The 20,447-nt window shown below is 44.8% G+C and carries 20 protein-coding genes, 2 tRNA genes and 1 pseudogene; 18 read left to right on the forward strand and 5 right to left on the reverse strand.

Features of this window, described 5'->3' with window-relative positions:
* Window positions 1-41: 41 nt before the first annotated feature.
* From ACM5Q9_RS12260 to ACM5Q9_RS12305, 10 genes are all read left to right on the forward strand, one after another.
* Window positions 42-950, forward strand: a complete 909-nt coding sequence (locus tag ACM5Q9_RS12260) for a polyphosphate kinase 2 family protein (protein WP_418145031.1) — start codon at window positions 42-44, stop codon at window positions 948-950.
* A 201-nt stretch (window positions 951-1,151) separates the two neighbouring features.
* A tRNA-Asn gene (locus ACM5Q9_RS12265) sits at window positions 1,152-1,227 on the forward strand.
* Window positions 1,228-1,357: 130 nt separating this feature from the next.
* Window positions 1,358-1,433, forward strand: a tRNA-Asn gene (locus ACM5Q9_RS12270).
* A 475-nt stretch (window positions 1,434-1,908) separates the two neighbouring features.
* Window positions 1,909-2,985, forward strand: a complete 1,077-nt coding sequence (locus ACM5Q9_RS12275) for an alcohol dehydrogenase (RefSeq protein WP_418145032.1) — start codon at window positions 1,909-1,911, stop codon at window positions 2,983-2,985.
* A gap of 80 nt (window positions 2,986-3,065) precedes the next feature.
* Window positions 3,066-3,584: a TRAP transporter small permease gene (locus ACM5Q9_RS12280; protein WP_418145033.1), complete on the forward strand. Its 519-nt coding sequence runs from the start codon at window positions 3,066-3,068 to the stop codon at window positions 3,582-3,584.
* The gene (locus tag ACM5Q9_RS12285; RefSeq protein ID WP_418145034.1) at window positions 3,581-4,891 is read left to right on the forward strand and encodes a TRAP transporter large permease; all 1,311 of its coding nucleotides are present in this window, start codon (window positions 3,581-3,583) and stop codon (window positions 4,889-4,891) included. Before ACM5Q9_RS12280 ends, ACM5Q9_RS12285 begins: the two co-directional genes overlap by 4 nt.
* A 21-nt stretch (window positions 4,892-4,912) precedes the next feature.
* On the forward strand, window positions 4,913-6,367 hold the full coding sequence (locus ACM5Q9_RS12290) for an NAD-dependent succinate-semialdehyde dehydrogenase (protein ID WP_418145035.1): 1,455 nt from the start codon (window positions 4,913-4,915) through the stop codon (window positions 6,365-6,367).
* A 44-nt stretch (window positions 6,368-6,411) separates the two neighbouring features.
* Window positions 6,412-7,572 (forward strand): C4-dicarboxylate TRAP transporter substrate-binding protein, encoded by a 1,161-nt coding sequence (locus ACM5Q9_RS12295; RefSeq protein WP_418145036.1) that lies wholly within the window; start codon window positions 6,412-6,414, stop codon window positions 7,570-7,572.
* Between the two features lie 65 nt (window positions 7,573-7,637).
* Window positions 7,638-8,414, forward strand: a complete 777-nt coding sequence (locus ACM5Q9_RS12300) for an IclR family transcriptional regulator domain-containing protein (protein ID WP_418145037.1) — start codon at window positions 7,638-7,640, stop codon at window positions 8,412-8,414.
* An 80-nt stretch (window positions 8,415-8,494) separates the two neighbouring features.
* Window positions 8,495-8,635, forward strand: a complete 141-nt coding sequence (locus tag ACM5Q9_RS12305; RefSeq protein WP_418145038.1) for a hypothetical protein — start codon at window positions 8,495-8,497, stop codon at window positions 8,633-8,635.
* A 366-nt stretch (window positions 8,636-9,001) separates the two neighbouring features.
* Here the strand turns inward: ACM5Q9_RS12305 and ACM5Q9_RS12310 are convergent, their stop codons facing one another.
* Window positions 9,002-9,361, reverse strand: coding sequence for a DUF4870 family protein (locus ACM5Q9_RS12310; protein WP_418145039.1), 360 nt, complete (start codon window positions 9,359-9,361; stop codon window positions 9,002-9,004).
* A 295-nt stretch (window positions 9,362-9,656) separates the two neighbouring features.
* On the opposite strand from ACM5Q9_RS12310, the gene ACM5Q9_RS12315 reads away from it, so the two are divergent.
* Entirely contained in the window at window positions 9,657-10,148 is a 492-nt protein-coding gene (locus ACM5Q9_RS12315; protein WP_418145040.1) for a YciI family protein, read from the forward strand.
* Between the two features lie 6 nt (window positions 10,149-10,154).
* Here ACM5Q9_RS12315 and ACM5Q9_RS12320 read toward each other — a convergent pair.
* Together ACM5Q9_RS12320 and ACM5Q9_RS12325 are read right to left on the reverse strand one after the other, a co-directional pair.
* Window positions 10,155-10,289: pseudogene (locus ACM5Q9_RS12320) on the reverse strand (oxidoreductase-like domain-containing protein); the annotation flags it as partial.
* A gap of 103 nt (window positions 10,290-10,392) precedes the next feature.
* Complete coding sequence (locus tag ACM5Q9_RS12325) at window positions 10,393-10,806, reverse strand: Hsp20/alpha crystallin family protein (protein ID WP_418145041.1); 414 nt, start codon at window positions 10,804-10,806, stop codon at window positions 10,393-10,395.
* Window positions 10,807-11,042: 236 nt separating this feature from the next.
* On the opposite strand from ACM5Q9_RS12325, the gene ACM5Q9_RS12330 reads away from it, so the two are divergent.
* From ACM5Q9_RS12330 to ftsB, 7 genes are all read left to right on the forward strand, one after another.
* Complete coding sequence (locus ACM5Q9_RS12330) at window positions 11,043-11,432, forward strand: cupin domain-containing protein (protein WP_418145042.1); 390 nt, start codon at window positions 11,043-11,045, stop codon at window positions 11,430-11,432.
* 529 nt (window positions 11,433-11,961) lie between these two features.
* On the forward strand, window positions 11,962-13,614 hold the full coding sequence (locus ACM5Q9_RS12335; protein ID WP_418145043.1) for a CTP synthase: 1,653 nt from the start codon (window positions 11,962-11,964) through the stop codon (window positions 13,612-13,614).
* 3 nt (window positions 13,615-13,617) lie between these two features.
* The gene (kdsA, locus tag ACM5Q9_RS12340) at window positions 13,618-14,469 is read left to right on the forward strand and encodes a 3-deoxy-8-phosphooctulonate synthase (protein WP_418145044.1); all 852 of its coding nucleotides are present in this window, start codon (window positions 13,618-13,620) and stop codon (window positions 14,467-14,469) included.
* A 151-nt stretch (window positions 14,470-14,620) separates the two neighbouring features.
* Window positions 14,621-16,228 (forward strand): MFS transporter, encoded by a 1,608-nt coding sequence (locus tag ACM5Q9_RS12345; RefSeq protein ID WP_418145045.1) that lies wholly within the window; start codon window positions 14,621-14,623, stop codon window positions 16,226-16,228.
* The gene (locus ACM5Q9_RS12350; RefSeq protein WP_418145046.1) at window positions 16,229-16,654 is read left to right on the forward strand and encodes a MarR family winged helix-turn-helix transcriptional regulator; all 426 of its coding nucleotides are present in this window, start codon (window positions 16,229-16,231) and stop codon (window positions 16,652-16,654) included.
* Window positions 16,655-16,698: 44 nt separating this feature from the next.
* A complete protein-coding gene (eno, locus tag ACM5Q9_RS12355; protein WP_418145047.1) occupies window positions 16,699-17,991 on the forward strand; it encodes a phosphopyruvate hydratase in 1,293 nt (430 codons plus the stop codon).
* A 15-nt stretch (window positions 17,992-18,006) separates the two neighbouring features.
* Window positions 18,007-18,366 carry a cell division protein FtsB gene (gene ftsB, locus ACM5Q9_RS12360; protein WP_418145048.1) on the forward strand — a complete coding sequence of 120 codons (360 nt, stop codon included), beginning with the start codon at window positions 18,007-18,009 and terminating at the stop codon, window positions 18,364-18,366.
* 23 nt (window positions 18,367-18,389) lie between these two features.
* Here the strand turns inward: ftsB and ACM5Q9_RS12365 are convergent, their stop codons facing one another.
* Together ACM5Q9_RS12365 and hslO are read right to left on the reverse strand one after the other, a co-directional pair.
* Window positions 18,390-19,391: a TadE/TadG family type IV pilus assembly protein gene (locus ACM5Q9_RS12365; RefSeq protein WP_418145049.1), complete on the reverse strand. Its 1,002-nt coding sequence runs from the start codon at window positions 19,389-19,391 to the stop codon at window positions 18,390-18,392.
* A gap of 111 nt (window positions 19,392-19,502) precedes the next feature.
* Window positions 19,503-20,423, reverse strand: coding sequence for an Hsp33 family molecular chaperone HslO (gene hslO, locus ACM5Q9_RS12370; protein ID WP_418145050.1), 921 nt, complete (start codon window positions 20,421-20,423; stop codon window positions 19,503-19,505).
* Window positions 20,424-20,447 lie beyond the last annotated feature (24 nt).

Raw genomic sequence — 20,447 nt, forward strand, 5'->3', positions numbered from 1 at the left:
TCATCTTGTGTTAAAAGTAACTAATCAAATGGAGTTGTTTAATGGCAAAGAATAATATTGGTAAGAATAATTTTTCGAAAAAATATCGAGTTGATGATGGCGGAAAATTTCAGCTTAAAGACTGGAATACCGCTCCTGATGAAAAAATCAATGAAAACGATGCCGAAAATGAACTCAAAGAGATGGTAGATCAAATTTCTGATCTTCAAAATGTCTTGTATGCCGATAACAAATGGTCTTTATTGTTGATTTTTCAGGCCATGGATGCTGCTGGCAAAGACTCCACTATTAAAAATATCTTGTCTGGCGTTAATCCACAAGGTTGCGAAGTTTATGCCTTTGGGCGCCCGTCAATCGAAGAGCTTGGCCATGATTTTCTATGGCGCACTATCAAGTGTTTGCCACAACGTGGCAATATTGGTGTTTTCAATCGTTCTTACTATGAAGAAACGCTGGTGGCCAGGGTCCATCCGGAGCTGTTGAAGGCGCAGAGCCTGCCTAATAGCCTGGTTACTGAAAATATCTGGGAAGAGCGCTTTGAGGATATTTGCGCATTTGAAAAACATATGGCGCGAAGTGGTACCAAGATCTTGAAGTTTTTTCTTTATCTTTCTGCGGAAGAGCAAAAAGCCAGGTTTATAGAGCGGATTGATAACCCGAAGAAAAACTGGAAATTTGACAAAAACGATCTTTACGAGCGCAGCTTTTGGAAAAAGTACATGTATGCCTATGAGGAAACGATAAAGCATACGGCATGTGAACATGCGCCGTGGTATGTGATTCCGGCGGACAATAAAGCCTATGCTAGGTTGGCGGTAGCTGATGCGGTGCTTTCTACCCTTAAAGAGCTTGACTTGCAATATCCCACCTTAAGCAATGAAATAATTGTGTCTTTAAAATCTTACAAGGATATTCTTTCTAAGGAAGAACGGGATATTTATAAAATATAGATACAAGGACTTCGTTTATTATTCAACATCTTGTTTGTTGGGAAGATGGCTTGTGTAAATATGATATGTATTAGTGGCATGATTTAAGCGGCTTTGTAGGATTTGCTACTTTTAAACCACAAAAAATAAAAATATTCATTTATAAGTCTTGAAAGACTTGTAATCTTTTTTGTAATGGTGCATAATTTCATTCTTATTTGATCCCCGATAGCTCAGACGGTAGAGCGACGGACTGTTAATCCGCAGGTCACTGGTTCGATCCCAGTTCGGGGAGCCAAATTTTAAAAATCTACTTTATTTATGTGGGTTTTTATTCCAAAAAATAAATTTTTGGAATTTTAAAATTATATTTTTCAGGTTATGCACTTGTAATTTTATAATTTTTGCTGTTATAATAGCTTTCTTATTCCCCGATAGCTCAGACGGTAGAGCGACGGACTGTTAATCCGCAGGTCACTGGTTCGATCCCAGTTCGGGGAGCCAAAATTCAAAAAGCCGGCAATCATTTCAATATGATTGCCGGCTTTTTTCTTGTCTTTTTTTCTATCCCAATCCAGTTCATGGGGCTATAAGCGCCTGACGTTTTTTATTATTCGTTTCATAAATCCTCATCGTCCGGATAGCGCCATGTTTCTATCGAAACTGCCTTTTCTCTTCTGCGCTAAATCACTTCTTCTTCTTCTTCTTCTTCTTCCTTTGGTCGGATTAAAAAATACTTATTGCCTACTCTGCCTGACAATAAATTCGCCATGAGTACGTCCGTTGTTAAATAGAACATCTTTATATAGAGACTTACCCTAGGTTGTATCTTAAAAGAATTGACGCTTAATTTTGATACAGTTATATTTTGTTTGTGCGATTAGTGTAATGTTTGTGCGATAAGCGAACAAAATGATTTTGAGTAAATCGTATTGCTTTAGCATTAAACAAAATATTTACCCTCGGGGGAGATTGAAAGATGACAAGTGAAGTAAATACATATATCCGGTACCAGTTCAATGAATTTGGTATGGGCCTGAATAGAACAGAATTGGAATTACCCAAACCCACTGGAACAGAGGTTCTGGTTCGTGTTAATTATTGTGGTGTATGCCATAGTGATGTGCACATTTATGAAGGCTATTATGGTCTTGGACATGGCAAAAAATTATCGTTGGAGGAAAGGGGGATTAAATTGCCCGTTACTTTAGGGCATGAAATTGTTGGCACGATCGAAGCGGCTGGAGATCAGGCCGGAGATATTCAGGTGGGCCAGCAAATGCTGGTCTATCCATGGATTGGATGTGGCGAGTGCTCGGTTTGTCAAAGAGGTGAAGAAAATCTTTGTACCAAGCCAGCCGCGTTAGGCGTTTTTAAGCCAGGTGGTTATTCTCAATATGTGTTGGTGCCCCATCCGCGATATTTAATGGATTTGGGCAATTTAAACCCTTCCCATGCTTCTTTATTGGCATGTTCCGGCTTAACCACCTTTTCAGCCATTAAAAAAATCGGCGAGGTGCATGATGATGAGGCCGTTGTTGTGATTGGTTGCGGTGGATTAGGGCTGCTTGCCATCAGAACCCTCTCTTTATTAGGCGTAAAAAACATCATTGGTCTTGATTTATCAGAGCAAAAGCGTGAGCTTGCACTGAAAGTCGGTGCTACATCAGTCTTTGACTCTTCTAATGAAAATGTGGCTGAGGCCGTACTGCAGGCAGGCAATTCGAATTGTGTTGCCGTGCTTGATTTTGTTGGTGGTGATGCAACCGTTCAAATGGGACTGAATTTGACCCGTAAGGGCGGCAAGCTGATTATTGTTGGTTTGCATGGCGGTGAATTGACCTACCCCATTCCATACATCATTACAAAAGCCATTTCAATTATTGGTTCTTATACGGGTTCATTGCACGACTTGAAAGAGCTGATTGATTTTGCCAATAACCATGACTTAATCAATTTGCCGATTCAAGTCCGGCCGCTTGATGAAGCCAATGATGCGTTGAATCAGCTGGCCAATGGGCAGGTTGAGGGGCGTCTGGTTTTGGAAAATTCATAGCTAAGCGTTATTTCAAAGACCGGCATAGGTTTGGAAATCAATCCTATGCTTGATGGATATGAAATCAGAGAGCATGAATAATGAATCAAATTGAATTACTTTTAAATAAAATCAATCGAGTGATTACCTTGATTGGTGGAGCAGCAATTGCCTTAATGATGATCCACATTACAGCGGACATCATTGCAAGATTTTTTATTAATAAACCTTTGCCAGGCACAATCACTTTTGTCGCGCATTATTACATGATTATCGCGATCTTTTTGCCGTTGGCTTACACGGAGCAATGCAAAGCAGCCATTTCCGTTGAGTTGATATCGGGCTTTTTTTCGCCAAAAATGAACAAGTTTGTTGATATGTTTGGGAGCCTTTTTGTTTCGGTTACGGCATTTTTAATTATGTATGTCTCCTGGGGGGTTGCCTTAAAAAACCTGGCCTCGAAAACCTCAGTTATGCAAGGTGATTACACGATTCCTACATGGCCAAGTTATTTCATCTTGTGCTTTGGGGCAGGTTTGTTGGGTGTTTATTGCCTGGTTAAGTTTTTCCTTTGCCTGATGAATAAAGAAAATAACCAGATGATTGAGGAGCAAAAATGAGCGATATTGGCATCGGATTTTTAGGGCTTGCCGTTTTATTCATACTATTACTGCTGAAAATGCCCATTGGCTTTACCTTGATAGCCGTTTCGTTTGCGGGTATTTGGGCAGTGGTGGGTGCTGATGTGGCCCTTTCTTCATTGGGTATTATTCCCTATAACTTTGCAGCTAACTGGACACTCAGTTCAGTGCCTTTGTTTTTGTTCTTAGGATTTATTTGTTATCACACCAACCTGACGCAAGGTATGTTCAAGGCGGCCAGGGCCTGGCTGGCAGGGGTGCCTGGCGGTTTAGCAATTGCCTCGATATTTGGTTCCGCAGGTTTTGCTGCTGTGTCAGGTTCATCGATTGCCTGCTCTGCGGCCATGGGCAGGATCGCTATTCCTGAAATGCTACGCTATAAATATGATCCTAGCCTTGCTACCGGTACGGTTGCGGTAGCCGGAACCATAGGTGCCTTGATTCCTCCTTCAATCATTATGATTTTGTATGGAGTCATTGCACAAACCTCTATTTCCCAATTGTTTTTGGGTGGTATTACGGCTGGTCTGGTAACAATAATCAGTTATGTATTGGTCGTTTATGTCAGGGTGAAGCTTGATCCTTCTTTGGCTCAGGATGTCAAAGAAGAAATTTCATTTAAGGATAAAGTGGTTGCCTTAAAAGATACCTGGTCTATTTTTCTGATCATGCTTGGCATTTTTGGTGGTTTGTTTGGCGGGGTATTTACCCCTAATGAAGCAGGTGCTGTTGGTGCGTTTCTGGCTTGCGTGGTGGCAATTTTAAAAAGGGCAATGACCTGGAGCGCTTTTAAGGCAGCAGCTCTGGAGACTTTGGTTACTACCAGTTCGCTATTGATTATTGCAGTAGGGGCTAGCTTGCTGACACGCTTTCTTGTCTTGTCGGGCACAGCTGATTTCATTTCCGATTTTATTATTTCTCTTGAAGCCAGTGATGTGTTGGTAATGTTGGGCATTATCCTCGTTTATCTGGTTCTGGGTATGTTTTTGGAACCTGTTGGCGCCATGTTGCTGACCTTGCCGGTGCTGTTGCCCATTATTGAGACAACATCGTTTAGCTTGATATGGTTTGGTGTGCTACTTACCAAATTATTGGAAATTGGCATGATTACACCTCCAGTTGGCATGAATGTGTTTGTTGTCAAAAGTGTAGTCGGCGATTTAGTGACAACTTCGCAAGTTTTCAAGGGTATTTTGTGGTTTCTGGTGATTGATCTGGTGATGGTGGGATTGTTTTTGATGTTCCCGGAAATCATCCTGTTTTTACCTGAATTATTATCAAATTAAAGAGATTTTTGGAGGCATAAAATGAATAACGATGTAATGGAGTTAATTAAGGACAAATCCTTGATTAATGGCCAGTGGCTTAATGCGATTAGCGGAAAAAAATATGCTGTTTTCAATCCTGCTACCAATGAGCTAATTACTTCTGTCCCAGATATGGGGCAAGCAGATACCAAGTTAGCGATTGAAAAGGCCGAGCAGGCTCAAAAGCTGTGGGCTAAACAAACCGCCAAACAACGTTCTATTATTTTAAAACGTTGGGCTCAATTGGTTGAAACGAATCTTGAGGTGCTGGCTACTATTTTGACCCTTGAGCAAGGCAAAAGCCTGACTGATGCAAAAGGTGAAGTGACATCATCGGTTAACTATATTGATTGGTTTGCCAATGAGGCAATGCGTATTAACGGGGATGTTTTACCACCTAGCGTCGAGGGTAATTTCGAGTTTGTTAAAAAACGTGCGGTAGGTGTTGTGGCGGCTATTACACCCTGGAATTTCCCTAATTCAATGATTGCCAGAAAAGTGGCGCCTGCCTTGGCGGCAGGTTGCGCAGTGGTCATCAAACCTGCTGAAGATACCCCATTGTCAGCACTGGCATTGGCCAAATTGGCAGAACAGGCCGGTATACCTGCAGGTGTACTTAATGTTATTACCGCCAGCTCTGGTCAGGAAGTGGGACAGGAGTTGTGTGCCAATCCTATCGTTAGGAAATTGTCATTTACGGGATCCACCGAGGTTGGCAAGATTCTTAGCCGCCAGTGCGCTGATACCGTCAAAAAATTAAGTCTGGAGCTGGGCGGTAATGCGCCATTCATGGTTTTTGATGATGCGGATTTGGATGCGGCTGTCCAGGGGGCGATTGCCATCAAATTTTATAACTCGGGACAAACATGTATTTGCGCCAACCGTCTGCTGGTGCAGGATGGCATTTATGATGCCTTTATTACCAAACTGCAAGAGGCCTTGGGCAAATTGCGTCTGGGGAATGGTTTGCAGCCAGACTCAACCCATGGCCCTCTGATCAATGAGAAAGCCATTCAAAAAGTAGGTTCAATTGTAAAAAAAGCGTTGGAGCAGGGTGCGCGTCTTATTCAGGGTGGCACCAATCTTCCTGAGATTGGCAAACAGTTTTTCAATTTCACCATTTTGGCTGATGTCACACCGGACATGGATGTTTTTAAAACAGAAATTTTTGGTCCGGTGGCGGCAGTTTATCGCTTTAAATCGGAAGACGAGGCTATCAGTCTGGCTAATAGTACCAATTATGGCCTGGCCGCTTATGCCTACACGGAAGACAGGGGCCGAATTTTCCGTTTAAGCGATCAAATGGAATATGGCATGTTGGGTATCAATACCGCTCGTTTTGTTTCTGAGACCGTACCTTTTGGCGGGGTTAAAGAATCTGGAGTCGGGCGTGAAGGTTCCGTGCATGGCATCGACGAGTTTTTGGAAATGCACTATGTTTGCATTAAAAATTAAGTAATAAAATTTTTTTTTGATTTATAACTAAGGTGGAGCATTTTATGTTTTCAATGAAGAAATTATCTGGTTTAATCGGTGGCGCTCTTGTGGCGGCTTCTTTAGTAATGCCAGCTAAAGCAGATACGTTGCGTTTTGCGGTTGGGTTTCCTTCGGGTGCCCCCATTGAGGCGGCTCAAAAGTATGCTGAAGCAGTAAAAGAGCTAACGAACAATAAGCATCGGGTTCGTATCTTTGAGCTTTCACTGCTTAGTCATGCTGAAATGAATGAGGGCATTAATAAGGGCCTGGCTGATGTCGGTTACCTATTAACCGCTTATAGTCCTTCAGACTATCCATTTTCAAATATGGGTGCTGATATGAGTATGTCGGTTGCCCTAAATGACAAGATTCCCGAGAAAGAGGGGATGGCTTATTCTGGCGCGATGCTTGAGTATATTATGCTTAATTGCCCTGAGTGCCAGGGAGAGTTCAAGAAAAACAATCAGGTTTATACCGGTGTGGTTTCCACGCCCGTGTATACTATGTTTTGTAATGCACCCGTTGACACTGTTGAAGAGTTGAAGGGTAAGCGTATTCGTATTTCAGGTGCACCCTGGGCACGTTGGGCACGCGAGTTCGGTGCTCAGCCGGTAGCCTTGCCAATTGGTGAAGCTTACGAAGCCCTAAGCCAGGGAGTCGTGGATTGTACATTCTTCTCCGCTACCGAGTTGACTAACTTCAACCTGATTGAAGTGGTGAAAAACATAGTGACGGATGTACCTGGCGGCTTGTATGCGGCAGGTGGTGCGGCAACCTTAAATAAAACCAAGTGGGATAAATTTAGTAAAGCTGAAAAAGAAGCTTTGTTAAAAGCAGGCTCTGTAATGACCTCTGAAGTTACTTATCGCTATCAAAAACAAGCGATGAGTGACCTGGAAAAGGCTCGTCAAAAGGGTATTAATGTAATGCAGGCAGATCCTGAGTTGCTTAAAAAATCGCGCGAGTTTATTGCCAAAGATCTGGCTTTTGTTCCCGAGTTTTATGCAAAAGAGTATAAGTTGGACCCTGCTCGCATGAAAGATTTGTCTGGCACAATGTCTTCGCTGGTTGATAAATGGAGTGATATTATTGCTAAGGCTGACATCAAGTCAGCTGAAGATTTGCAAAAGTTATATTGGGATGAGGTCTATTCTAAAGTTAATGTAGAGCAATACGGTAATTAAGTTTAGGCATGATTGATAGGGTGGCATAAGCCACCCTATGTTTTATCTGCATAGGAAAGAGGGTTTTGTTTAAGGTCATAAAAACAGATGATTCCGACAAGGATTTTTTGACAACCTTTGCCAAGGGACTGGAGGTTATTAAGTCATTTAATGATGAAACCCCCTGTTTAACAGTCACCGAGCTTGCGCAAAAGGTGGGCCTTAGCCGGGCTGCGGCAAGACGCTTTTTGCTGACTTTATCTAAGTTGGGTTATTTAAATCAAAACAATGGACAGTTCAGTTTAAGCGCCAAAATTCTTGATCTGGGATATTCATATCTGTCTTCACTAAACTTTATGGAGCGTGTGACGCCCATTATTGAACAAGTTGCCCGTGATTTGAATGAGTCGTGTTCTGTCACTGTTCTTGAGGATAAGGACGTTGTCTATATAGGACGAGCAAGTCGTAGTAGGCTTGTTTCCATTAATCTTCAGATAGGGGCACGCTTGCCTGCGTATGTAACCTCAACGGGTCGTGTTTTTTTGTCGGTTTTAAGCGATGAGCAACTTGAAATTTTTTTCAAAGAAGAGCCTTGTAAAAAATTAACGGAATATACCAAGACTGCAAAGCAAATAATCGCAGAAATCAAGAAAGTTCGATTACAAGGTTATTGTCTTGTGAATCAAGAGCTGGAGTTGGGAATGTGTTCTCTTGCGGTACCTGTGTATAACCGCAACCATCAATTGATTCTGGCATTGATTGTCAGTTGTAATCCTTTGTCGGTATCGCCAGAAGAAATGGTGCAACGTATCTTGCCAGTATTAAAACGTGCCTCGCAAGAGATAACTTTAGTGTTGCCATAATAATTTCTTTGTTAATAAAGGCAGCTTATCAAGCTATGTCATCATATCTTTAAAAATCTTAGTCGGTCATGGATTGCTTGATGGAACAGGCCGTACGGGATGTGGATGTCCATCTTCCGGGATATTTGGTGGCATGTAAATTAAGTGCTTTGGTGGATATGGCCGGCAGTAATAAAATCAGGCTACTGAATTTTATCAACCGAATGAAGCGTGACATGTAGCGACCAGATGTTAAATGTGGTTTGATTTATTGATACAAGTGCTACTAAGTATATTTATTAAGCTGGATCAAGACAAATCATTTTTCATCCCTGAATATTTCCTGTTGTTTTTTTATGATGTCATCGCTTGACTGATTGCTGAGTGTTGCTGGTAGGCTTGTTTCAATTCGAAGCCGTGGTGCAGCGCATGCCAGGGTTTTTGCCAGAAAAGAGTTGTAATGTCAGGCGAGATGCGACAGAATTGTCGTAATGAGGACAAGCGTGGTTTGGGTGTGATGGCTGAATGGCCTGCTAATACTCAAACCTTTTTGAGACTGAATCCTGTCATTGACAGGATTCAGTCTTTTTTTATAAATATTAAATGTCTTAAAACCAGGAAGTGGTGGAAACCGGTTTTTTATCCATTAACTTGATAAAGCCAGCGGTTATGCGGTATATGAACCAGATGTAAGCGGCAATGAAAATAAGCCAGCCAATAAGAATGATCATCAGGATAAACCCAATCATGGCTGCTATCAAACCAGCCCAGAAAGTTCTGATCAGGTAAATCATGTGATCATAATAAACAGTTCCTTTGAAATCATCTTTTTTGACGTAAGCCATCGTGATGGCGACTAAACTAAAAACACCCGTAAACAAGCCAATCAGCATCAAAATATAGATAATAATGGTGTACGTTTTAGGATCGGTGGCCGGGGAAGGGGTTGGAGTGATTTCATTGTTCATGCTGTTGCCTTTAGTTTTGTTTTGGTTTTCTCGTGGAGATATTGCAATTGTGTATAGGTCATAGGTTCATTTTAACAGTGATTTACGGATTGGCTTATAGCAGGTTTTTTCTTTTTTTTAGCATTGCTCAAAATTAGAGCGGTATTAAAAAAACACTTATTATTCAATTGATTGGAATAGCTGTACAATCTTATTTGAAAGTTGTTCACAAGGATTTCAACAATAAAAGTGGATAACATTTTGAAGCTCAAGCAAACTTTTTGAACAGAAGCATCCTTTTGCAGGAGAGATTGTCATGAGAGTACTGCTTTTGATGATTCCCAAAGGTTATGACACGGCAACAAAGTCCGCCATGTCAGATAATGAAGCCTTGGAAGCCATAATGAAATATAACGACCTCTTGTTCAAGGCAGGGATTTTACTGTCTTTTAACGCCCTTCATCCGCCAATCCCCGGAGTCAGGATCAAGTGTAACGGCGGCAAGCAAATTATCCAGCACTCACCTTATGAGGACGTACCCGAAACATTGGGCATGTATTGGATGATTAAGGTAAAGTCTATTGACAAGGCAGTAGAGTGGGCATTGTTGTGTCCCTTGAAGGAAGGGGATGTGATTGAAGTCAGGCGGATTCATCAAACCGATGATTTTTCTGAAGAGGCACGTGCCATTTTTGAAAAGTATCCGGATATTCATGCCAAGATCAAAAAATACGCTCGTAAAAAACCGCTGAATGAAAGAGAGCAGAATTGGGAAGGTGAGGGCGGTGCCATACTGGAAAATTATTAGTCTCAATTAGCGTCTGGCTCTGGGGTGGGTTTTTTGCCATTTTCCAAGCGCTTTCCTGTAATTTTTCAGGGCGTCTTGGTAAAGGTCCAACACACAGGGGTTACAGCCGCTATGGCAACACGCTTCGTTATCGGGGCGTGTGGGAGGAACAGGTTTGGCGGCAGGCTTGTCGGATTTTTTCTATCATCCTTTCCCCAAAAAAAGGCTGCCCAAATGGCAGCCTTTGTATTTGTGAGGGGAGTGCTTATTCAACCATCAAGTGAGACGAGGGCTTGCTGCTGAGTTTCTTGAGTTCCAGGTTCAGGATGCCGTCTTCGTATTTGGCTGTAGAGGTAGACTGGTCAATTTCGCTGCCTAAACGGAAGCTTCGACTGATTGAGCCATAGTAACGCTCACTGTGAATAACTCGCTCGCCTTCTTTCTCTTCGGATTCCTGCTTGACTTCGGCACTGATGCTGAGAGTGTCGCCTTCGATTTTGACTTTAATGTCTTCTTTTTTGACACCAGGCAACTCTGCCTTTACCAGATAGGCATCTTCTTTTTCAGAAATGTCGGTTTTAATGCTGAGTGCTGGGGTATTTTTTGGAAAACCAACGGGTTTAAGGAAAAAACCATTAAACAGATCGTCGAGATTTTCATAACGGGTCAGGTTGTTCATGATATCTATTCACTCCAGTCAAAGCCTTCTTTATGTTATAAAGAGGCAGGTTAGTTTGGAAAATAATTAAATCGAACATAACTGCAACTACTTGATCAGTATATGGGTATTGTGTTTTTAATTTCAAGTCCCGTAGATTTAATTTATGTCCTTGCCTGTTTGATCAAAGAAATTTTCAGTAACCATGCTTATAATCGTTTAACAGTGTCATTAAAAACTCTCGACTGGAGATCTGAATGAAAGGTTTTGTAGATAATATAGAAAAATTGACTGTCGAAAACGAAAATTACCGCAAGGTTTTATATACCGGCAAAAACCTGCAACTGGTTCTGATGACCTTGCAGCCGGGTGATGAAATCGGGCAGGAAGTGCACGATACACACGACCAGTTCTTGCGTATAGAAGAAGGCAAAGGTACCTTGTATCTTGATGGCGCTACGCATCAGGTGGAAGATGATTTTGCCATTATTGTGCCAGCCGGTGCAGTACACAATGTCGTCAATACCGGTACGGTACCTTTAAAACTTTACACTATCTATGGTCCTCCCGAGCATCGTGATGGTGTGTTGCAAGCCACCAAGGCTGATGAAGTTGAAGAACACTTCGATGGCAAAACAACTGAATAATTCGCTTTGCATAGCGTGCTTTATTGCCAGTAATTTGTTTTGAGCGTTTGAAAAAAGACAGAATAAAGCCGAAATGGTTTTCAGGTGAGTTATCAAGTCACCCCGCAACAAGAGGATGCTGTTCCTGTTGGGCGGGGTTTTTAATGCCTGCTCACATAGTGGTGAGATAACCCCGGCAAGGGGGGCGTTTAATTTATGCTTGCTTGTTGTCTTAATACAGGGAGCTTGCCCAAAGCGAAAGCAGGCCGATGGCGGTAAAAAAGGCAATAATAAAACCAATTGTCAGGGCGATGATTTTTCTTTTTGTTTGCATTAATCCACTTACCATTAAAGGTTGAACAGGGTAAAAGCCTAATGATGTCGCTGGCTTTGAGGGCAATTCATATGGGCACTATAAAAGATATTAGTGAGAAATTGCAGGTTTGGACGAACCCGTTTTGCATAAAGTTAATTTAAGGGGAGAAAAAAAAATGCAGCTCAGTTATAATTTCCATTTCATGCTACAGCCCGGTCCAAGGGCTTTTTTACGATGACTAAGTATGTATTCGTTACAGGTGGTGTGGTCTCTTCTTTAGGCAAGGGTATCGCTGCAGCTTCTTTAGCCGCCATTCTGGAATCACGCGGCCTGCGCGTGACAATGTTGAAACTGGATCCCTATATTAACGTAGATCCAGGCACCATGAGCCCTCTTCAGCACGGAGAGGTTTTTGTTACCGAAGATGGTGCGGAAACCGACCTTGACCTTGGCCACTACGAGCGTTTCATTTCCGCTCGCATGCATAAAGCCAACAACTTCACTACTGGTCAAATCTATGAATCGGTATTGCGCAAAGAGCGCCGTGGAGATTATCTGGGTAAAACGGTTCAGGTTATTCCCCATATCACCAATGAAATCCAGGATTTCATTATTCGTGGCGCAAAAAAAGCCTACGACGGTAACGCTGATGTCGCGATTGTAGAAATTGGCGGTACGGTGGGTGATATCGAATCACTGCCATTCCTAGAGGCTGCCCGTCAAATGAGCCTGCGTCTGGGACGTCAGGGAGCGGCTTTCGTGCATCTTACCTTGGTGCCGTTCATCGCCTCTGCCGGCGAACTGAAAACCAAGCCAACCCAGCATTCGGTGCAAAAACTACGGGAAATCGGTATTTATCCCAATGCACTGCTGTGCCGTGCCGACCGTCCTATCCCAGACGATGAACGTGCCAAAATTTCCTTGTTCTCCAATGTGCCTCTAGATGCGGTCATTTCGGTTTGGGATGAAGATTCCATTTATAAAATACCGGCCATGCTGCACAAGCAAAAACTGGATTCCATTGTTTGTGATGCATTAGGCATTAATCCGCCAGCAGCCAACCTGTCCAAATGGGATAATCTGGTTCATTTGCTGGAGCATCCCGAGCATGAAGTGCAGATTGGCATGGTGGGCAAATATGTTGACCTTACCGAGTCCTACAAATCCCTGACCGAAGCCCTTGTTCACGCCGGTATTTATACCAAGTCCAAGGTGGTGATCAACTATATCGATTCCGAAGATATTGAGAAAAACGGTACGGCTTGCCTTGAAAAGTTTGATGCAATCCTGGTGCCAGGTGGTTTTGGTAAACGGGGTACCGAGGGCAAGATCCAGGCCATTAAATATGCCCGTGAAAACGGGGTGCCATATTTGGGCATTTGCCTGGGCATGCAGCTGGCAGTCATTGAATTTGCCCGTAATGTGGCCCAATTAGGGGGTGCCAACAGTACCGAACTGGATCCTTCTACCGCGCATCCTGTTGTTGCCCTGATTACCGAATGGCAAGACCGTGAAGGCAAGCTGGAAACACGCAGTGAAAATTCCGATCTGGGTGGTACCATGCGCAAAGGTTCACAACGTTGTCCCGTCAAGGAAGGCACCCGTGCTTATGAAATTTACGGGCCTGAAGTCAACGAGCGTCATCGTCACCGTTATGAAGTGAACAATGTATATGTTCCTCGTCTTGAAGAGGCTGGCATGGTCATTAGTGCCCGCACGCCCACCGAGAACCTTCCCGAGATCATGGAAATTCCGTCTCACCCCTGGTTCATGGGTGTGCAGTTCCATCCCGAGTTCACTTCAACGCCTCGTGCCGAACACCCCTTGTTTGTCAGCTACATCAAGGCGGCACTGGATATCCAGCGCCAGCGTGCCCAAAAAGGATAAAGCATGAACTTATGCGGATTTGACGTTGGTTTGGATAAGCCGTTTTTCCTGATTGCAGGTCCTTGCGTGATCGAGTCCCGGCAAATGGCCTTTGATACCGCTGGTGCGCTTCAGGAAATTACCAGCCGGTTGAAGATACCTTTTATTTATAAAAGCTCTTTCGACAAGGCCAATCGCAGTTCGGGCAAGTCGTATCGCGGTCCGGGCATGGAAGAAGGCTTGCAAATCCTGGCGGATGTCCGTGATGCCCTTAAGGTGCCCGTGTTAACCGATGTCCATGATGAGTCTCAGGTTGATGATGTGGCCGCGGTGGTGGATGTGTTGCAAACACCTGCTTTCTTGTGTCGACAAACCGATTTCATCCAGGCCTGTGCCGCTACCTTAAAGCCCGTCAATATTAAAAAAGGGCAGTTTCTGGCCCCGGCGGACATGATTCAGGTGGTTGGCAAGGCGCGTGAAGCGGCGATTGCTGCCGGTGGTGATGGTTCCAATATCATGGTTTGCGAGCGTGGTGCGTCATTTGGCTATAATAATCTCGTCTCTGACATGCGCTCACTGGCCATTATGCGGAAAACCGCTTGCCCAGTTGTTTTTGATGCCACGCATTCAGTACAGCTTCCTGGCGGGCAGGGTACTTCTTCAGGTGGTCAGCGTGAGTTTGTGCCCGTGCTGGCGCGTGCCGCAGTTGCTGTCGGTATTTCCGGTCTTTTCATGGAAACTCACCCCAATCCGGAACAAGCCTTGTCTGATGGTCCTAACGCGGTGCCTTTGCAACACATGGAAGCGTTGTTAACGTCTTTACTTGGTATTGATAACATCGTGAAGCAGCAAGGATTCATCGAAGACCGGTTTTAAGCACGGTTAAAGAAGATGATTTGAATATTCCGTTGCGTTAATGAGAATTTCATTGGCGCAACGGTTTTTTTTGTGCATTTGTTTGACACCAAAATAATTTTATATAAAATAGTTTCACGATCAATTAATTTATTTTCAGGTGTTTGCCATCATGTCTGCACAGCCCATTAATGTTGATGATGAAGATTCGGGCACCGGAAGAAGGCTGCCTTTCAGGCAGTCGCTCCTGGCTATTCTTGGTTTGTGTTTTGTGACTATCCTGGTCGGGCTGGATCAATCCATTGTGGGTACAGCGATGCCTACTATTGCAGCGGAATTGAATAGCTTTGATTTATATGCATGGGTGGGAACCTCTTATTTGTTGGCTTCGGTTATTACGGTTCCCATTTTCGGGCGCTTGGGCGATTTTTACGGACGCAAGCCGTTTGTGATTGCATCAATTGTTATTTTTACAACGGCTTCCATTCTTAGTGGCTTGGCAGACAATATGCTGCACCTGATTCTTTCCCGTGCCTTGCAGGGAGTAGGGGGCGGCATGCTGGTGGGAACGGCATTTGCCTGTATTCCTGATTTGTTTCCGGTTGCTGCCGTCAGGTTGAAGTGGCAGGTTTTTTTAAGCTCTTCTTACGGTATTGCCAGTGTAGTTGGCCCATCACTGGGTGGCTTCTTGACCGAATATTACGGTTGGCGTTCCATTTTTTTTGTCAATGTACCCATTAGCCTGTTAGGACTTTGGTTTGTTTGGCAATATTTGCCACTTATCCGGTACCAGCATAAGCAGGCTATCAGGCTTGACTGGATCGGGGCCGTGTTAATTACCCTGGCATTGGGCAGCCTGCAATTATTTGTAGAGCTTTTGGGCAGATATGGCATGGGTTGGGAGGTAGTCACGCTTGGGCTGCTGTTCGTATTGTTTACTTTGTTCCTGATCAAGTGGGAGGCCCATTGTCCTTACGCCCTGATACCGCTTGAGCTTTTTCGTCTAAAAAGCCTGAATGTTTTATTTTTGTTGTCGCTTTTGTTGGGTTTTACCTTGTTCAGCCTGCTTTTTTATATTCCGCTTTTCCTGCAGGGTGGCTTTGCCTTGTCTCCCAACGAGGCAGGGATGTTAATTACACCCTTGGTAGTGTGCGTAACGGTAGGCAGTATTTTAAGTGGGCGGATAGTAACGCGTCTTAGCCGGCCCAATCATATTTTGTACGTTGGTTTTGTATTGGTTTTGGCGTGTATCCTGGGTACGATTTTTTCCAATCGTGGCGGTTCATCAAGCGGTTTTGTGGTTTACATGGTGGCAGGTGGTGTGGGCCTGGGTATGATTATGCCCAATCTAACCATCTTTTCCCAAGAAGTAGCCGGCAAGTCAAACCTGGGCATTGCAACGGCCCTGGTTCAATCCGTCAGGATGATTGGCGGCATGTTGGGTATTGCCATTGTAGGATCTTTGGTCAATTATTTTTATGCAACAGGCATGACACGGCAAACCAGCGGCCAAATTTCCGGTGAGTCATTCCCGGCCTTGTATGATCCGCAATTGCTGGTCAACCCTGCCCAGCAGGCAGACCTGCAAGCCCAGGTACATCAAAGCGGGGGCGGTGATATTCAAGTCTGGATAGAGGCTGGTCGAGACACCTTGATTGCTGCCATTCATTCCGGATTCTGGATTGTCTTTGCATTAACCCTGTTAGCCACCGTTTGGGTATACAGGCTGCCTTTGATAGACCTGAAAGGCAACACAACAGATAAACAGGAAGGAGTATGAATGGCTTTGGAGCTTGAAATGATGCAACGTGTCGGGCGTATTTACCGAACCTGGGTCAGGCTGTTTGAGGCCGAAGTGGGTATCCCGGGGGCACGCTGGAGAATCCTTCTGGTCTTGGGGGATGATCCCGTTTCACAAAAGCAACTGGTGAGCTCGCTTGAGATTGATGCAGCCACCCTGACCCGGCATGTAAAGGCCATGGAAAAAGAGGGATGGGTAAAACGTTCCATGGACCCGGACGATAACCGGGTAACTAATGTGGTGCTTACTAAACAAGGGGCAGACTTCAGGACCCGGACTTGGGCCAAGCGTGATGCGTTTTTGGCAAAAATGACCCTTGATCTGCCGGAAGATGAAATTCATGTGTTGATCGCCACGCTTGATAAAATACAAGCACGTCTTTGTCATGTACAATTTAGCCTGTAGATAAATACCTTTGTAATACTTGAACAGGCAGGAAATTCATAACCATGAGTGCTATTGTAGATATTATCGGCCGTGAAATTTTGGACTCTCGCGGAAACCCGACTGTTGAATGTGATGTTTTATTGGAATCCGGCGCTATGGGGCGTGCAGCGGTTCCTTCTGGAGCATCAACCGGTGAACGTGAGGCCATCGAATTGCGTGACGGCGATAAATCACGTTATTTGGGTAAAGGCGTTTTAAAAGCTGTTGAGAATGTCAATACAGAAATTTCCGAAGCCCTGATTGGCCTGGATGCACAGGAACAAACCTTTATCGACCGTACCTTGATTGACCTTGATGGAACCGAATCCAAAGAGCGTCTAGGTGCCAACGCTCTGCTGGCTGTCAGTATGGCAGTTGCCCGTGCTGCAGCCGATGAGTCCGGCCTCTCTTTGTACCGCTACTTTGGCGGCAGTGGCCCCATGAGCATGCCTGTACCCATGATGAACGTCATCAACGGTGGTGCGCATGCCAATAATACCCTTGATATGCAAGAGTTCATGATTCTGCCAGTCGGAGCCAGCAGCTTCCGTGAAGCCTTGCGTATGGGTGCAGAAGTTTTCCACGCGTTGAAAAAAATTATTCACGACCAGGGCATGTCAACTGCGGTAGGTGATGAAGGTGGTTTTGCACCTAATGTACCCAACCACGAAGCTGCTATTCAGCTTATCCTGAAAGCAATTGCCGATGCAGGTTATGAAGCCGGTACGCAAATTGCCTTGGGCCTTGACTGCGCCAGTTCCGAGTTCTACAAAGATGGTAAATACCATCTGCAAGGTGAAGGCGGTATTTCCCTGACTTCACAAGAGTTTGCCAACCTGTTGGCTTCATGGTGCGATAAATATCCTATCGTGTCCATTGAAGACGGTATGTCTGAAAACGATTGGGAAGGCTGGAAAATCCTGACAGACCTGTTGGGCAAGAAAGTGCAGCTGGTGGGTGATGACCTGTTTGTAACCAACACCAAAATCCTGAAGCAAGGTATTGAAAAGGGTGTGGGTAACTCTATCCTGATTAAAATCAACCAGATTGGTACGCTTACCGAAACTTTTGCTGCCATTGAAATGGCCAAACGTGCCGGTTATACCGCTGTCATTTCACACCGTTCAGGTGAAACCGAAGACTCGACCATTGCTGATATTGCCGTAGCCACCAGTGCCATGCAAATCAAAACCGGTTCGCTGTCCCGTTCCGATCGTATGGCCAAATACAACCAGTTGCTTCGCATCGAAGAAGAACTGGCTGAAGTGGCTCATTACCCTGGTGTAGATGCATTCTATAACCTGCGTAACCGCTAATCGGCTGGTAATTTCATGCGTTTGCTCTTATTGTTGCTCCTGCTGGCATGTATCGCGATACAGTATCCCTTATGGAAGGGTGATTCGGGCTGGTTGCGGGTGGCAGAGTTAAAGCAGCAACTTCAAGAGCAGCATGAAAAAAACAAGGCATTGTTAGCCCGAAACAATGCCATGAAAGCCGAGGTCCAGGATTTGGAGTCAGGCAGTCAGGCCCTTGAAGATCGCGCCCGCATAGAAATGGGCATGATTAATGAGGGTGAGGTCCTGGTGCAAATCCTGGTTCCCAATGAAGCAGTGCCTACGGTTTCCTTGCCTATTGGCAAAAAAACCGAAACAGCCAAACCTGCAGCCACCCCCACACCTTCCGCGCCATAAGCTCCCGGGTATTGTTGCTTTTGCTATGTACAGCAAAGGGTAACGCCACAAGCAGGATCTTTTCCATCGACTGAAATTCCTTCTTCCGGTAACGGTTCGTTTGATGCCGTAGGACTGTTGTTGCCCGTTTCATTGGGGCTTGGTACTTGTTGGTTGTCAGGTATGGTATTTAGTGGATTATCAGGGAGCGTGGTTTCGCTTGGTATGGGGGCATCAATGGGCCTGGTGTTTAGTTCACACCAAAGACCCGAACATGTTGGCATGCCTTGTGTGTGTGAACTGTCAATTCCGTTTCCTGATGCCGGGGTATGGCTGTAAAGTACTTTTCCGTTAGCTTCTACCGGCCACAGAACGGGGTGTGATTGCATGCTGATGGACAGGGTTTGCTTGATGGGTAGAATGCCTTGGCGCATGAGTTGCTTATCGTAATCTTGCTGGTTATCAGCCAGGAGCCTGAATAATTGGCCAAGACCGGGAATCAGTGCCCGGTAAGGGTAGGTGAGTTCTATTTGCAGCGTATTGGCCTGAAAAATATTGTGTCCTGAGAATGTGCCTGTACCCGAACGTTGGTGCTGTTCGTATTGATAGTTGTTGTCGATGGCGGGCAGGCCGGTTTGTTGCGATATTGGCAGGTCTTTGCGTTGGAAATCTATAAAATCTGCCTGGTTTGGGTTTTTTATTACAATGCGCCATGGGGCTAGCCCGGTTTTTTTCTGGATGCTACTGAAATAAGCCAGCATGCGCGCGCTCGGGCTGGTGAAATTGCCGGCAGGCACAAACAGAGGCTGTAAGGCTTTTTCAAAGGCCTGTTCTATATTCTGGGGGTTGGCATGGCTGGTTGCTGCAGCGCGCGCGGCCTCAAATAGGGCAAGGCTGCTTGCCTGACGGGTAATATACCAATATGAGGCTTCTATTGAGCCCATGCCAAGCATTAATAATGGAGCGGCTACCAGTAAAAATTCTACCGAACCAAATCCTTTGTTATTTTTGGTTTGACCATGCTTGGGCAGATGGCTTTTTATCATTGGTGCAAAAAAAGAAAAGAGTAAGCATGACGCTAGTCTGTGCTTACTCTTTCATACTGTAAATTGTGAATTTCACAAATGGATGCTTATATCCAATCAACAGGTTTATTTTTAATGGGTCGATTTATTGCCAGGGATAATAAAGTTGTCTGGATTGATAAAAAGCTTGGCACAGTCTATCGGATCAAAAACATAGGGTTTGCCGCAGAAATCACAGGAAACCTCAATCTTGTCCCGTTCGCTTAGAATGCTGGCCACTTCTTCGCTACCCAGCATTTTCAACATGTTACCAACCCGTTCACGGGTACAGGGACAAAACCAGGAAATCGCCAGCGGCTCATAGGCAATCAGGGTTTCTTCCCAATACAGGCGATGGATCAGGGTGTCTTCATCAATGGAAAGCAGCTCTTCGGTAGTAAGGGTTTCCGCAAACTGGACGGCACGTTCCCAGGTGTCATCGGGGCTTTGCGTGCTTGCCGCTATTCCACCCGAGGAAGGAAGCTGTTGAAGCAGGACCCCACAGGCTTTTTGATCGTTGGCGGCAAGCCATAAACGGGTCTCAAGTTGCTCCGAGTGTTTCATGTAGTGCTCTAGCACTTGTGCCACTGAATGACCTTGCATGGGTACAATCCCCTGATAGGGTTGCATGCCTTCTGCCCGGTTTTGGGGATCAAGGATTACCGAAAACCGGCCATTGCCATTGGCATTAAGCAGGGTTTGCAGGGTGCCATTTTCAGGGCAGATAAACTCTTGGCGCATTTTGACCGTGGCGCGTACGCGAAGCGCTGAGTCGCATTCAACCACTATCAGGCTGATAGGGCCATCACCTTGCAGCTGAAGAATTAATGAGCCTTCAAATTTTATGTTTGAAGTAAGCAGGACAGCCGCTGCACTTAATTCTCCCAATAACTTGCGGATAATAGGGGGATAGTGCTGGTGCGTCAGTGCCTCGGCCCAGGTTTGGGTAAGATTGACTGTTTGAACTCGCGTACTGCGGTCTTCAAACAGGTATTTTTTTAAGGAATCGTTCATGACAGCAAGAAAAATATGACCTGA

The organism is Advenella sp. RU8 (assembly GCF_048381675.1).
Taxonomy (GTDB): Bacteria; Pseudomonadota; Gammaproteobacteria; order Burkholderiales; family Burkholderiaceae_B; genus Advenella.